Source organism: Phenylobacterium sp. (assembly GCF_022402485.1).
GTDB lineage: Bacteria > Pseudomonadota > Alphaproteobacteria > Caulobacterales > Caulobacteraceae > Phenylobacterium.
Genome location: NZ_JAKRSA010000027.1, coordinates 56614 through 69414, shown reverse-complemented (window position 1 = coordinate 69414; position 12801 = coordinate 56614). Strand labels below are relative to the sequence as shown.

11 protein-coding genes and 1 pseudogene are annotated in these 12801 nt (G+C 66.3%); 10 read left to right on the top strand and 2 right to left on the bottom strand.

The window, feature by feature from the left end; all coding sequences use genetic code 11:
- The first annotated feature begins 1 nt into the window (after nucleotide 1).
- The 5 genes from MH112_RS11085 to rpmG all read left to right on the top strand — a co-directional run bounded on the left by MH112_RS11085 (nucleotide 2) and on the right by rpmG (nucleotide 5178).
- Nucleotides 2-1141 carry an AAA family ATPase gene (locus MH112_RS11085; RefSeq protein WP_296567735.1) on the top strand — a complete coding sequence of 380 codons (1140 nt, stop codon included), beginning with the start codon at nucleotides 2-4 and terminating at the stop codon, nucleotides 1139-1141.
- 60 nt (nucleotides 1142-1201) lie between these two features.
- On the top strand, nucleotides 1202-3493 hold the full coding sequence (gene rnr / locus MH112_RS11080) for a ribonuclease R (RefSeq protein ID WP_296567734.1): 2292 nt from the start codon (nucleotides 1202-1204) through the stop codon (nucleotides 3491-3493).
- Between the two features lie 62 nt (nucleotides 3494-3555).
- Complete coding sequence (locus tag MH112_RS11075; RefSeq protein ID WP_296567733.1) at nucleotides 3556-4266, top strand: NUDIX hydrolase; 711 nt, start codon at nucleotides 3556-3558, stop codon at nucleotides 4264-4266.
- An 18-nt stretch (nucleotides 4267-4284) separates the two neighbouring features.
- Nucleotides 4285-4842 (top strand): NAD(P)H-dependent oxidoreductase, encoded by a 558-nt coding sequence (locus tag MH112_RS11070; protein WP_296567732.1) that lies wholly within the window; start codon nucleotides 4285-4287, stop codon nucleotides 4840-4842.
- A 168-nt stretch (nucleotides 4843-5010) separates the two neighbouring features.
- A complete protein-coding gene (rpmG, locus tag MH112_RS11065) occupies nucleotides 5011-5178 on the top strand; it encodes a 50S ribosomal protein L33 (protein ID WP_111458827.1) in 168 nt (55 codons plus the stop codon).
- Between the two features lie 87 nt (nucleotides 5179-5265).
- Here rpmG and MH112_RS11060 read toward each other — a convergent pair whose 3' ends face one another.
- Nucleotides 5266-6630, bottom strand: coding sequence for a PleD family two-component system response regulator (locus MH112_RS11060; protein WP_296567731.1), 1365 nt, complete (start codon nucleotides 6628-6630; stop codon nucleotides 5266-5268).
- A gap of 5 nt (nucleotides 6631-6635) precedes the next feature.
- The gene (locus MH112_RS11055) at nucleotides 6636-7001 is read right to left on the bottom strand and encodes a response regulator (protein ID WP_296567730.1); all 366 of its coding nucleotides are present in this window, start codon (nucleotides 6999-7001) and stop codon (nucleotides 6636-6638) included.
- Between the two features lie 98 nt (nucleotides 7002-7099).
- On the opposite strand from MH112_RS11055, the gene MH112_RS11050 reads away from it, so the two are divergent.
- The 5 genes and pseudogenes from MH112_RS11050 to clpA all read left to right on the top strand — a co-directional run.
- The gene (locus MH112_RS11050) at nucleotides 7100-7804 is read left to right on the top strand and encodes a hypothetical protein (protein ID WP_296567729.1); all 705 of its coding nucleotides are present in this window, start codon (nucleotides 7100-7102) and stop codon (nucleotides 7802-7804) included.
- A gap of 18 nt (nucleotides 7805-7822) precedes the next feature.
- Nucleotides 7823-8719, top strand: a complete 897-nt coding sequence (locus MH112_RS11045) for an ROK family protein (RefSeq protein WP_296567728.1) — start codon at nucleotides 7823-7825, stop codon at nucleotides 8717-8719.
- A complete protein-coding gene (locus MH112_RS11040; protein WP_296567727.1) occupies nucleotides 8716-9990 on the top strand; it encodes a DNA polymerase IV in 1275 nt (424 codons plus the stop codon). Before MH112_RS11045 ends, MH112_RS11040 begins: the two co-directional genes overlap by 4 nt.
- A 155-nt stretch (nucleotides 9991-10145) precedes the next feature.
- Nucleotides 10146-10475 (top strand): ATP-dependent Clp protease adapter ClpS, encoded by a 330-nt coding sequence (gene clpS, locus MH112_RS11035; protein WP_296567726.1) that lies wholly within the window; start codon nucleotides 10146-10148, stop codon nucleotides 10473-10475.
- 10 nt (nucleotides 10476-10485) lie between these two features.
- Nucleotides 10486-12776, top strand: a pseudogene (gene clpA / locus MH112_RS11030) (ATP-dependent Clp protease ATP-binding subunit ClpA); the annotation flags it as partial.
- Between the last annotated feature and the right edge of the window lie 25 nt (nucleotides 12777-12801).

Here is a 12801-nt window from a genome sequence, read left to right as displayed (position 1 = left end):
CATGGACCTGCCCGTCCGCGAAGTCTCGGTCTCGGGCTATCGGTCGCTGAAGGCCATCACCTATCCCATGTCGCGGCTCGACGTGTTCGTGGGTGCCAATGGGGTCGGCAAGTCCAACCTCTACAGGGCGCTAGACCTGTTGCAGGCCGCCGCGCAGAACCAGTTGGGCGCGAGGTTGGCTGCTGAGGGCCTGGACCTGGCCATGTGGGCGGGATCCCGTAAGGCCCGCGACCCGGCCCGGATCGCCCTCTCGGTCACCCTGGCCGCACCCGGGGCCCGCAACAGCGCCTTCCGATATGAGGTGGAGGTCGGCTTTCCTCAGCGGGTGACCGCTGCGGCCTTCAATCTGGAGCCCCAGGTCAAGATCGAGACCCTGACCTATCTGTCGGGTCAGCGCCGCTCGCGGCTGGTGGAGCGCCGCAATACCGCGGTGATGGCCCGTGACGCGGACGGTGGACCCACCGACCTCGACATCGACCTCTTGAGCTCCGAGACCCTGTTAGGACGCCTGGAGGACCCCGCCCGCTATCCAGAGCTGGACGCGGTGCGACGCACGCTGCTGGAGTGGCGCTTCTATCACGATGTTCGCACCGACGCAGACTCGCCCCTGCGCCGCCCGTGTGTGGCTGTCGCGGCCCCGACCCTGGCCTCGGATGGGTCCAATCTGGCCGCCGTCTTCGCCACCCTGGCCCACATTCGCGGCGACCGGCGCGATCTGGACGAGGCGGTGGCCAACGCCTTCCCCGGCGCGGTGCTGGACCTGCCTGAGCCTGCGCGTCATGCCACCTTTGGCCTGCGGCTGCCGGAGTTTGCAAACCGGGTGTTTGAGCCGGCGGAGCTCTCCGATGGCACCCTGCGGTTTCTCGCCCTGGCCGGTGCCCTCCTGGCCTATCGCCTGCCTCCCTTCATCGCCCTCAATGAGCCGGAGGCCAGCCTCCATCCGGACCTGATGGAGCCCCTGGCCGCATTGATCGCCAAAGCCTCGGAGCGTTCTCAGGTCTGGCTGGTGACCCATTCAGAGCGACTGGCCCAGGCCCTGAAGGCTCACGGGGCGGTGCGCACGGTGCGAAAGGTCGACGGGGCCACCACCATCGAGGGCCTGACCCTGTTTGGCGCCTTCAAGGATGACGACGACGACTGAGACGCGCCTGAGGTGCGCACGGGGGGAAGCCGAGCCCCGATTCCCGCGTTAGAAGGGGCCATGGCTAAGCCCCGCTCCCCCCGATCTGCCTCGCGCCCCGCCTCGCGTCCGCCCCAGGGCATGCCTGACCGAGAGACCCTCCAGAAGTTCATTCGCCAGACCGGTGAGACCGACCGGGCCGAACTGGCCCGGGCCTTTGGCCTGAAGGGTGTGGATCGCCGGGCCCTGCGCGAAATGCTCAAAGAGATGCAGGCCGAGGGCCTTTTGGGTCGCCGGGGCCGCAAGGGCGTGGCCGAGGCCAGCGCCCTGCCCCCGGTAGGCGTGGTCGATGTGGTGGAGCGCGACACCGACGGCGACCTGCTGGTCCGCCTGACCAAGGGCGCAGAAGACACGCCGCTCGTTCATCTCGCCCCGGACAAGGCCGAGGTGGTGGCCGGTGCCCCTGGCCTCGGCGACCGGCTGCTGGTCCGCTTCGTCACCCTGGAGAGCGGCGAGACCGAGGCCAGACTGATCAAGCGCCTGGGCCAGAGCGCCCATCGGGTGCTCGGCGTCGTACGCAAGGTGCGCCGCGAGGTCCGCATCGAGCCCGTGGACCGCAAGTCCAAGGAAAGCCTGATCGTATTCGATGACGGCCAGCTCAAGGACGGCGATCTGGTCCTGGCCCAGGTGGGGAGCGCTGAGCGCCACCATGGCCCCAAGCGCGGCAAGGTGCTGGAGGTGGTGGGGCGCGAGGACGAACCTCGGGCCGCCAGCCTGATCGCCATCCACAGCCATGGCATCCCCACCGGCTTCTCCGACGAGGCCGTCGCCGAGGCCGAAGTCGCCCAGGCCCCGACTCTGGCTGGCCGGGAAGACCTGCGAGACCTGCCGCTGATCACCATCGACCCCGCCGACGCCCGCGACCACGATGACGCGGTGTTCGCCCAGGCCGATGAGGACCCGAGCAACGAAGGCGGCTGGATCGTCTGGGTCGCCATCGCCGATGTGGCGGCCTATGTCCGGCCAGGGGCGGCCCTGGACCGGGAGGCCCGGGACAAGGCCAACAGCGTCTATTTCCCTGACCGGGTGGAGCCCATGCTGCCCGAGCGGCTCTCCAACGGCCTCTGCTCCCTACGCGAGGGCGAGACCCGGGCCTGTATGGCCGTGCGCATGGTCTTTGACCGTAATGGTCGCAAGCGCAGCCACAAGTTCGTCCGCGGCCTGATGCGCTCAGCCGCCAAGCTCGCCTATGAACAGGCCCAGGACGCCATCGACGGGCGCCCCGACGACAAGGCCGGGCCGCTGCTGGAGCCGATCCTCAAGCCCCTGTGGGCCGCCTATCTGACCCTGAAACAGGGACGCGAGGCCCGCTCGCCCCTGGCCATCGAAAGCTCTGAGCGGCGCATCATCATCGGCGAAGATGGCAAAGTCGCCTCGATCACGCCCCGTCCTGCCCTCGAAGCCCACAAGCTGATCGAGGAGATGATGATCCAGGCCAATGTCTGTGCGGCCGAGACCCTGGAGGCCAAACGCACCCCGCTGATCTTCCGGATCCATGATGCGCCGAGCCCGGAGAAGCTGGACTCCCTGGCCGAATTCCTCGGCTCCATCTCGGTGAACTGGTCCAAGGGCGAGGCGGCGCGCACCGACCGGTTCAACCGCCTGCTGGACCTGACCCGCGAGGGGCCGCATGCCGAGATCGTCAACGAGGTCGTTCTGCGCACCCAGATGCAGGCCCATTATTCCACCGACAATATCGGCCATTTCGGCTTGAATCTGGACCGATATGCGCACTTTACGTCGCCTATTCGCCGCTATGCTGACCTCATCGTCCACCGGGGCCTGATCAGCGCGCTTAGCCTCAACCTGCCCGGCGGGCCCGATGGTTTGAGCGACTGGGACATCTCTCACATGAAGGCCACCGCCGAAGAGATCACCCATGCCGAACGCCGGGCCATGGCGGCCGAGCGCGACGCCACCGACCGCTATGTGGCGGCCTTCCTGTCCGACAAGGTGGGCGCGACCTTCCTTGGCCGCATCACCGGGGTCACCCGCTTTGGCCTGTTTATCCGCCTGGCCGAGACCGGCGCCGATGGCCTGATCCCCATCTCCAATCTGGGGGACGAGTTCTTTATCCATGATGAGAAGATGCACGCCCTGATCGGCGAGCGCTCCGGCGCCCGCTGGCCGCTCGGCATGAGCGTGGAGGTGCGATTGCGGGAGGCCACCCCGATCACCGGCGGCCTGCTGTTTGAGATGCTGAGCGATCCAGCCCAGCCCGACCCCACCGCGCCCCGGCCACGGCTGGGCATCCGCCGCAAGGCCGGTCGCCCGCCCCTGCCCCGCCAGGGCGGCAAACACCGGCGGCGGTAGGCGAGGCCTGTTGACCTAAGGTCAGGCTTCCTAGGTTCCAGGGACGGTCATACAGTTGTTTCATGACCGATCCCCAGATTCCCCAACGCTCCGAGGGCAGCCGCATGCGCCTGCCCGGTGCCCGGGCCGTGAAGCCCCGAGACGCCGCCACCATCATCCTGGTCCGCCGGGACGCCGCCAAACCGCGGGTGCTGATGGGCAAGCGCAACAGCGGCCACGATTTCATGCCCAACCTCTGGGTCTTTCCCGGCGGACGGATCGACCGGGCCGACTTCCGCGCCCCCCATGCCACCGACCTGCGCCCTGAGGTCGCCGCCAAGTTCGACCGGCACATCAAGCCCGGCCGGGGGCGCGCCCTGGCCATGGCCGCCATCCGCGAAACCTTCGAGGAGGCGGGCCTCCTGCTGGCCAAGCCGGCACCGACCAGGCCGGGCGTGGGTCCCTGGCGGGAATTCCTCGCTCAAGGCGCCTTGGCCGACCTGGAGGCCATGGAGATCATCGCCCGGGCCGTCACCCCGCCCTCCCTGGCCAAGCGCTTCGACACCTGGTTCCTGATGGCCGACGCTGAACGGCTGGTGAGCCTGGAGCGCCAGCCCGACTGTGGGGAACTGGAGGAAATCGCCTGGGTGGATTTCGATGACGCCCTGGGGCTCGAACTGCCCATGGTCACCCGGACCATGATCAAGGAGGCCGTCCAGCGCCTGGACGATCCAGAGCGCCCCTCGCCCTATATGCGGTTCGGGACGAAGGGGGCTAAACTCGGGCACCTCTAAGCCCTCCCAGGAGTTCGCATGTCCGATCGTCCCAAGGTCGCCGTCATCGTCGGCAGTCTTCGCCGGCAGTCTGTCAACCGGCGCCTTGCCGAGGCCATCGCCATGGTTGCGGCCCCCAAGCTCGACCTGAAAATCGTCGAGTATGACGAGGTCCCGCTCTACAACCAGGATCACGAGGCCGATCTCCCGGCCGCCGTCATCGCCTTCAAGGCGGCCATCAAGTCCGCAGATGCGGTGCTGATCGTCACCCCGGAATACAATCGCTCCATGCCGGGCGTGCTGAAGAACGCCATCGACTGGGCCTCGCGCCCGCCGGGCCAGGGGGTATGGTCGGGCAAGCCGGCCGCCATTGCCGGGTCCAGTCCCGGCGCGCTCGGCACCGGTGCGGCCCAGGTCGACCTGCGCAATGTGCTCACGGCGATCAACGTCGCGGTGATGGGCGCCCCACAGATCTATTTCGTCCACCGGGAAGAGAACTTCACCGAGGACGGCAGCTTTTCCGACCCCAAGTTCATAGCCTTCATCGAAGGCTGGGCCGACAAGTTCGCCGCCTGGATCGCCAAGGTCGGCAGCTGAGCGCAAAGCCCACGGCAGCTCTGGAAATGGTGGTCTCGGCCGGGCGACATCAACCTGGCCAAAGGCCCCACCGCGCATTGACTTTGGTCTGCGGATTCGTATTGTCCGCGGCTCATTCGAAAAGACTGCCTGGGTAAGCGCGCTTGCCCGGCCCCGCGAGGACCGACCATGGCGAAGCCAGCTTCCATCAAGATCCGCCTGAACTCCTCGGCGGATACCGGCTTTTTCTACGTGACCAAGAAGAACGCCCGCACCAAGACCGACAAGCTGGTCATGAAGAAGTACGACCCCGTCGTGCGCAAGCACGTGGAATTCCGCGAAGGCAAGATCAAGTAGCATCGCCTCGCGCACACGAACACGAAAACGCCCGGCTGGATCAGCCGGGCGTTTTGCGTTTCTAGCCGGGAAGAGGCACCGAGGGGCCTAAGCCGCGCGGGATATCACCTTGTTCCGACCTGAGGACTTGGCCTCATAGAGGGCCTCGTCTGACCGCTTGAGCAGGGTGTCAGGGGTGTCTTCTGGGCCGGTGGTGGCGGCCACGCCGATGGAGATGGTGGCTGTCAGGAGCTCGGTGCCGTGGGCCACCCGGAAGGGGGAACCGGCCACATGCAGGCGGATGCGCTCGGCGATGCGTTCGGCGTCCTCGATCCGCGTGGCGGGCATCACCACGACGAACTCCTCGCCGCCATAACGACAGGGCAGATCCACGGCCCGGACATTGGAGGCCAGGCGCACGGCGAATTCGCGCAGCACCTCGTCGCCCACATCGTGGCCATAGCCGTCGTTGATCTTCTTGAAGTGGTCGATGTCGATCAGCAGGGTCGCCACCGGCTCGCCCCCATGGGCGGCGCGCTTGACCAGGGCGTCCAGCTGGCCGGTCATGTAGCGCCGGTTGTGCAGGCCGGTGAGCTGGTCAGTGACCGCCAGCTCCAGGGAATGGTCAAGATTGTCCCGGAGATAGTCGGTGTAGCGCTTGCGGCGGATCTGGGTGCGGGCCCGGGCCGAGAGCTCCTGAGGGTCGATGGGCTTGGACAAGAGGTCGTTGACCCCGATGTCCAGGGCCTTCATCAGCCGCGGACGCTCGTCAAAATCGACAATGGCCAGGATCGGCAGGTGACGGGTGGCCTCGTCTGAGCGCAGCTGGGCGCAGAAACGCAGGCCATCGAAACTCCGGGCCGTGACATTGACAATCACCAGGTCCACAGGCCCCCGGGCGCTGAGCAGTGCCTTTTCCGGCTCAGACTCGATGACCGGCCGATGTTCGATCGACAGCTCGGACGCCACCCTCTGGGCCTGACGCTCGTGGTCATCGACGATCAGCACCCGGCCACCCGTACCGCCCATGCGCGAGCCGGCCCCGGCTATGACGCCAATGCGGCGGCCAGAGGCCTCGCGCACCCGCAATTCGTCGATCACGGTTTTCAGGCGGGTCAGGCTGCGCACCCGGGCAAACAGCATGACATCGTCGATGGGCTTGGTCAGGAACTCGTCGGCCCCCGCCTCAAGCCCAGCAATCCGGTCGGCGCGGCCGTCCAGGGCGGTGACCAGCACCACGGGGACGTGCCGGGTTTCGGGATCATCCTTCAACCGGCGGCAGACCTGGAAGCCGTCCATCCCAGGCATCATCACGTCGAGCAGCACGATGTCGGGCTGTTCGGCTGCGGCGATGGCCAGGGCGGTGGGCCCGTCATAGGCCACCAGAACCTCATAATATTCAGCGGTCAGACGGGCCTCGAGGAGCCGGACGTTGGCCTCGATGTCGTCTACGACCAGGATTCGAGCGGACATGGCGGCTACTCCAGGAGCCGGCGGATTGTGTCGAGGAAGTGCGACACGGAAATCGGTTTGGAGATGTAGGCCTCGCAGCCGCCTTCGCGGATGCGTTCCTCATCGCCCTTCATGGCAAAGGCCGTGACGGCGACAACGGGGATGCCCGCCAGTTCATCGTCTTCCTTCAGCCACTTGGTGACCTCCAAACCGGAAATCTCCGGCAGCTGGATATCCATCAGAATGAGGTCGGGACGGTGCTCACGGGCCAGCGACAGCGCCTGCAGTCCCTCGCGGGTCTGCAGCGTCTCGTACCCCTGTGCGTCGAGCAGATCATGAAAGAGCTTCATGTTCAGCTCGTTATCCTCGACGATGAGGACCTTCTTGGCCATGGTCATCCCGACGATGCTTGTTTCGAACGACGAATCTGCGCCGTCCCCACCTTTGGGCCCATTGATCCCACGGATATCCTTAAACTGGCGTTAGCCGCATGAGAGAGCCAGTGGTCGACACGCCGCACCCTTCCCCGCCGATCCCCGCCCCCAGCCTGCCCCGCGCCCGCGCGCCGCAGATTGAGGCCCTGGGCCTCGATCCCGCCCGGCCCTTGGTCATTGTCGATGTCGATGAGGTGCTCGGGCATTTCATGGAAGGGTTCGGCACGTTCCTGGCCACCCGGGGCCTGGAGTTCCGGGTGGAGCGGTTTGCCCTGTTCCAGAACATCTATCGTCCCGGCGAAGACGTGCACCTGGCCGTCGAGGAGGGGCGTCGGCACTTCGACGACTTTTTCCGATATGGCTCGGGGGACATGCGCGTGGCTGAGGGCTCGGCTAACGCGCTGCGGCAGCTGTCGGAAAAGGCCGGGGTGGTGATCCTGACTAATGCCCCGGGCCAGGGGCGGCTGGCCCGGGCCCGGTGGCTCGGCCGGCATGGCCTGGACTATCCCCTGCTCCTAAACACCGGGCCCAAGGGGCCGCTGGCGGCCGCCCTGGCCGATCAGGTGCGCGGACCGGCAGCCTTTATCGACGACCTGCTACCCAATCTCGACTCGGTGGCCGACACCGCCCCCAAGGTCGCCAGGTTCCAGCATGTGGCCGATCCCCGCCTGCGCCCCCTGGCCCCCGCCGCCCCGGACCGGCATACCCGAATCGATGATTGGGACGCCCTGGGCCTGGCCATCGCCGACTCCATCGCCTGAGGACGCAGGCCAAGGGTGATGATCCGCATCGGCGTCGATTTCGGCGGCACCAAAATCGAAGCCGCCGCCCTGAGCCCGGACGGTGCCGTGGTCGCCCGGCGGCGCGTTGCCAATCCCGGAGCCTATCAACCGGCTCTGTTGGCGGTGGCGCAGCTGGTGGCCGAGGTGGAGGATGCGGCCGGCACCAGGGTCGACCGGGTTGGGGTTGGCATGCCGGGCTCCATTTCTCCGCGCTCGGGCCTGATCCGCAACGCCAATTCGGTCTGGCTGAATGGCGAGCCGTTTGGGCGGGATCTGGAAACAACACTGAAGCGTCCCGTGCGTCTGGCCAATGACGCCAACTGCCTGGCCCTTTCGGAGGCTGCAGACGGAGCCGGACGGGGCCATGGGGTGGTCTTTGCCGCCATCCTTGGCACCGGCTGCGGCGGCGGCGTGGTGGTGGAGGGGCGGCTGATTGAGGGGCGCAGCGGCGTCGCCGGCGAATGGGGCCACACCCCCCTGCCCTGGCCGGGACCAGAAGAACATCCCGGGCCGGCCTGCTGGTGCGGGCGCAGGGGGTGCCTGGAGACGTGGATCTCCGGCCCGGCCTTCGCCGCCGATCATGGGGGCGGACTGGCGGCACCCGACATCATCTCCCAGGCCCGGCAAGGGGCCTCAGGGGCGCAGGCAAGCCTGGCGCGCTACATCGGCCGCCTGGGGCGCGCCCTGGCGGTGGTGGTGGATCTGATCGATCCCGACGTGATCGTGCTGGGGGGCGGCATGTCCAATGTCCCTGAGCTCTATGATCGGCTGCCCGGCGCCATCGCCCCCCATGTGTTCGCCGATGGCTTTGACACCCCGGTCAGGGCGGCGGTGCACGGCGACTCTTCGGGGGTTCGGGGCGCGGCCTGGCTCTGGCCCCTGAGTGACCGGTGACGGCGCTCTGCCGGGATTGCTTATGGACGGGTGCGTCGCCTGGCCTCCGGCGATGCCCGGCCTGCGGCTCACCGCGCATGGTCGCCCATGATGAGCTCTTCACGCTCACCATGGCGCACATGGACTGCGACGCCTTCTACGCCTCGGTGGAAAAGCGCGACCGGCCCGAACTGCGTGACCAGCCTGTGATCGTCGGCGGCGGGGTCCGCGGTGTGGTGACCACCTGCTGCTATATGGCCAGGGTCTATGGGGTGCGCTCGGCCATGCCGATGTTCAAAGCCCTGGCCGCCTGCCCTCAGGCGGTGGTGATCAAGCCGGACTTCGCCAAGTACAAGGCCGAGAGCAAGGGCATCATGGGCATGCTGGCGGAATTGACCCCGCTGGTTCAGCCCCTGTCGCTGGACGAAGCCTGGATGGACCTGACAGGCACCGAGCGCCTGCACGGTGCCCCTGCCGCCCTGACCCTGGCCAGGCTCCAGGCACGGATCGAGGCCGAGACCGGGCTGACTGTCTCCATTGGTCTGGCCCCCAACAAGTTCCTGGCCAAGATCGCCTCGGACCTGGACAAGCCCCGAGGCTTCTCTGTGATCGGACGCCAGGAGGCCCAGACCTTTCTGGCCCCCCGTCCGGTGGGCCTGCTGCCTGGGGTTGGGCCAGCCATGGTCAAGTCGCTGGAGGCCGTGGGCCTGAAGACCATCGGCGATCTGGCCCGGGAGGATCAGAAGGACCTGGCCCGCCGGTTCGGCGCCCAGGGGTTGCGGCTGCACGACCTGGCCCATGGCCGCGACACCCGGCCGGTGGATCCCGATCAGGTCCGCAAAGGGATCAGCGCCGAAACCACCTTCAACACCGATCTGGCCGACTATGGCGCCCTGGAGGATCGCCTGGCGGGTCTCTGCGAGCGGGTAGCCCGGCAGGCTCGGGCGGCAGGGGTAGCCGGCAAGGTGGCGACCTTGAAGCTGAAGACGGCCGACTTCCGGCTGCTGACCCGAAGACGCGCCCTGGCTGAACCCACCCAGACGGCCAAGTCCCTTTTGGCCGTCAGCCGAGAATTGCTGCGTCACGAGGCTGATGGTCGCAGTTTTCGACTGATCGGCGTTGGCCTGAGCGAACTGACCCCAGCGTCCCAGGCCGGCGGCGGGCTATTTTCCGGCGATGAGCAGCGCAGCCTCAATGAGGCCCAGACCGCCGACGCCATAAGGGCCCGATTTGGCCCTCAGGCCCTCACCACCGGTCGCGCCCTGCGCTCCAAAGCCGTCGATCAGGATTGAGCGGGGCTTGGAACCCAGATAACCGCAGCGATAAAAAGATGGGCGTCGGCTGCTTGGGGGCGGGCCTTATCGATTTCAACCCTTTCAAACGCGTCCCTTTTCCATATCTAATCCCCTAGCGGCGGGAACCAGACTCCCGCCAGGAGACGTTTTCGATGGCCGAGCGCAAGCAAGGTGATGTGTCGACGGGCGTCAAGTCGGCGGTCATCACTCAGACCAAGCCGAAGACGCAAAAGCCGTCTATGTATAGAGTCCTGCTGCTGAACGACGACTACACCCCAATGGAGTTCGTCGTTTATGTTCTGGAGCAGTATTTTAACAAGTCGCGTGAAGACGCGACGAGGATCATGTTGCACGTACACCAGTATGGCGTGGGCGTTTGCGGTGTGTTCACCTTTGAGGTGGCCGAAACCAAAGTCGCGCAGGTCGTAGATACCGCCAGGCGGCATCAACACCCGCTTCAATGCACCATGGAAAAGGATTGAGAGGCTCAGCTTGCCCTCGTTTTCGCGCCCCCTAGAAGAATCACTGCATCGCGCTGTGGCCTATGCCAACGAGCGAAAGCACGAATATGCGACCCTGGAGCACTTGCTCCTGGCGCTCATCGACGATGAGGAGGCCGCAGCCGTCATGCGCGCCTGTGACGTCGACCTGGGCGCCCTTCGGGCGACCCTCACCGGCTATGTGGACAATGAGCTCCGCTCCCTGGTGGTCGATGACGGGGAGGACGCCAAACCCACGGCGGGCTTCCAGCGCGTGATCCAGCGCGCAGTGATCCACGTCCAGTCCTCCGGCCGCGAAGATGTTACCGGGGCCAATGTGCTGGTAGCGATCTTCTCTGAACGGGAAAGCCACGCCGCCTATTTCCTGCAAGAGCAGGACATGACGCGGTACGACGCGGTGAACTACATCGCTCACGGCATCGCCAAGAAGGCCGGTGCCACCGTCGAGGGCAAGCCCGTGAAGGGGGCCGACGACGAGGAGAAGCCCAGCGTCAAGACCGGCGGCGAGGCGTTGGAGGCCTACTGCGTCGATCTCAACATCAAGGCCAAGGAAGGCAAGGTCGATCCCCTGATCGGCCGCGCCGCTGAGGTCGAACGCTGCATCCAGATCCTGTGCCGGCGGACCAAGAACAATCCCCTGCTGGTGGGCGATCCCGGGGTCGGCAAGACGGCCATCGCCGAAGGCCTGGCCCGCAAGATCGTCAACAAGCAGGTCCCTGAGGTCCTGGCCGGTGCGACCATCTTCTCCCTCGACATGGGGGCGCTGCTGGCCGGCACCCGCTATCGCGGGGACTTCGAGGAGCGGGTCAAGCAGGTGGTCAAGGAGCTGGAGAACCACCCCGACGCCATCCTGTTCATCGACGAGATCCACACGGTGATCGGGGCCGGTGCCACCAGCGGCGGGGCCATGGACGCTTCAAACCTGCTGAAGCCCGCCCTGGCCTCAGGGGCTCTGCGCTGTATGGGATCGACCACCTACAAGGAGTTCCGTCAGCACTTCGAGAAGGATCGGGCCCTGGTCCGTCGCTTCCAGAAGATCGATGTGAACGAGCCGACGATCGAAGACACCATCAAGATCCTCAAGGGGCTGAAGACCTATTACGAGGACTTCCACAAGCTCCGCTACACCAACGACGCCCTCAAGGCTGCGGTGGAGCTGTCGGCCAAGTACATCAATGACCGCAAGCTGCCGGACAAGGCGATCGATCTGATCGACGAGGCCGGTGCCAGCCAGATGCTGCTGCCCGAAAGCCGTCGGAAGAAGACCATCGGGGTCAAGGAGATCGAGTCCGTCGTGGCCAAGATCGCCCGCATCCCGCCCAAGTCGGTTTCCAAGTCCGACACCGAGGCGCTGAAGCAGCTGGAGACCGACCTGAAGCGGGCGGTTTACGGCCAGGACGACGCCATCGACCAGCTGTCGGCCGCCATGAAGATGGCCCGCGCTGGCCTGCGTGACCCTCACAAGCCGATCGGCTGCTACCTGTTCACTGGTCCCACCGGAACGGGCAAGACCGAAACCGCCCGGCAGCTGGCCTCGACGCTGGGGATCGAACTCCTGCGCTTCGATATGTCGGAGTACATGGAGCGGCACACGGTCAGCCGGCTGATCGGGGCGCCTCCCGGCTATGTGGGCTTCGACCAGGGGGGCCTGCTGAGCGACGCCGTCGACCAGCATCCCCACGCCGTGGTCCTGCTCGACGAGATCGAGAAGGCCCATCCGGACGTCTACAACATCCTGCTCCAGGTCATGGACAACGGGATGCTCACAGACTCCAACGGCAAGAAGATCGACTTCCGCAATGTGGTGCTCATCATGACCACCAATGCCGGGGCGGCGGATGCTCAGCGCAACACCATCGGCTTTGGCCGGGGCAAGGCTGATCACGAGGCCGAAGATGCGATCAAGCGGGTCTTCACCCCGGAATTCCGCAACCGCCTTGACGCGGTGGTGGCCTTCCGGCCGCTCAATCCGGCGATCATTCGCCAGGTGGTCCAGAAGTTCGTCATGCAGCTTGAGGCCCAGTTGGCCGACCGCCATGTGACGATCGAAACCACCGATGAGGCGGCGGGCTGGCTGGCGGACAACGGCTTCGACGAGCTCTATGGAGCGCGGCCGCTGGCCCGGGTCATCCAGGAGCACATCAAGAAGCCCCTGGCCGACGAGATCCTGTTTGGCCGGCTGGTCAAGGGCGGCCACGTCCGCGTGGTGCTCAAGGACGGCAAGCTGGACTTTGAGATCGAGGGCGACAGCCGCGAGCCGGGGGCACCGACGATCGAGAACCCGTCCAAGGATGCCGCCGCCGAACTG

Bases quoted from the DNA above. Each gene is read 5' to 3' on its own strand.
- MH112_RS11085 (WP_296567735.1), top strand. From the start codon at position 2: ATGGACCTGCCCGTCCGCGAAGTCTCGGTCTCGGGCTATCGGTCGCTG.
- rnr (WP_296567734.1), top strand. From the start codon at position 1,202: ATGGCTAAGCCCCGCTCCCCCCGATCTGCCTCGCGCCCCGCCTCGCGT.
- MH112_RS11075 (WP_296567733.1), top strand. From the start codon at position 3,556: ATGACCGATCCCCAGATTCCCCAACGCTCCGAGGGCAGCCGCATGCGC.
- MH112_RS11070 (WP_296567732.1), top strand. From the start codon at position 4,285: ATGTCCGATCGTCCCAAGGTCGCCGTCATCGTCGGCAGTCTTCGCCGG.
- rpmG (WP_111458827.1), top strand. From the start codon at position 5,011: ATGGCGAAGCCAGCTTCCATCAAGATCCGCCTGAACTCCTCGGCGGAT.
- MH112_RS11060 (WP_296567731.1), bottom strand. From the start codon at position 6,630: ATGTCCGCTCGAATCCTGGTCGTAGACGACATCGAGGCCAACGTCCGG.
- MH112_RS11055 (WP_296567730.1), bottom strand. From the start codon at position 7,001: ATGGCCAAGAAGGTCCTCATCGTCGAGGATAACGAGCTGAACATGAAG.
- MH112_RS11050 (WP_296567729.1), top strand. From the start codon at position 7,100: ATGAGAGAGCCAGTGGTCGACACGCCGCACCCTTCCCCGCCGATCCCC.
- MH112_RS11045 (WP_296567728.1), top strand. From the start codon at position 7,823: ATGATCCGCATCGGCGTCGATTTCGGCGGCACCAAAATCGAAGCCGCC.
- clpS (WP_296567726.1), top strand. From the start codon at position 10,146: ATGGCCGAGCGCAAGCAAGGTGATGTGTCGACGGGCGTCAAGTCGGCG.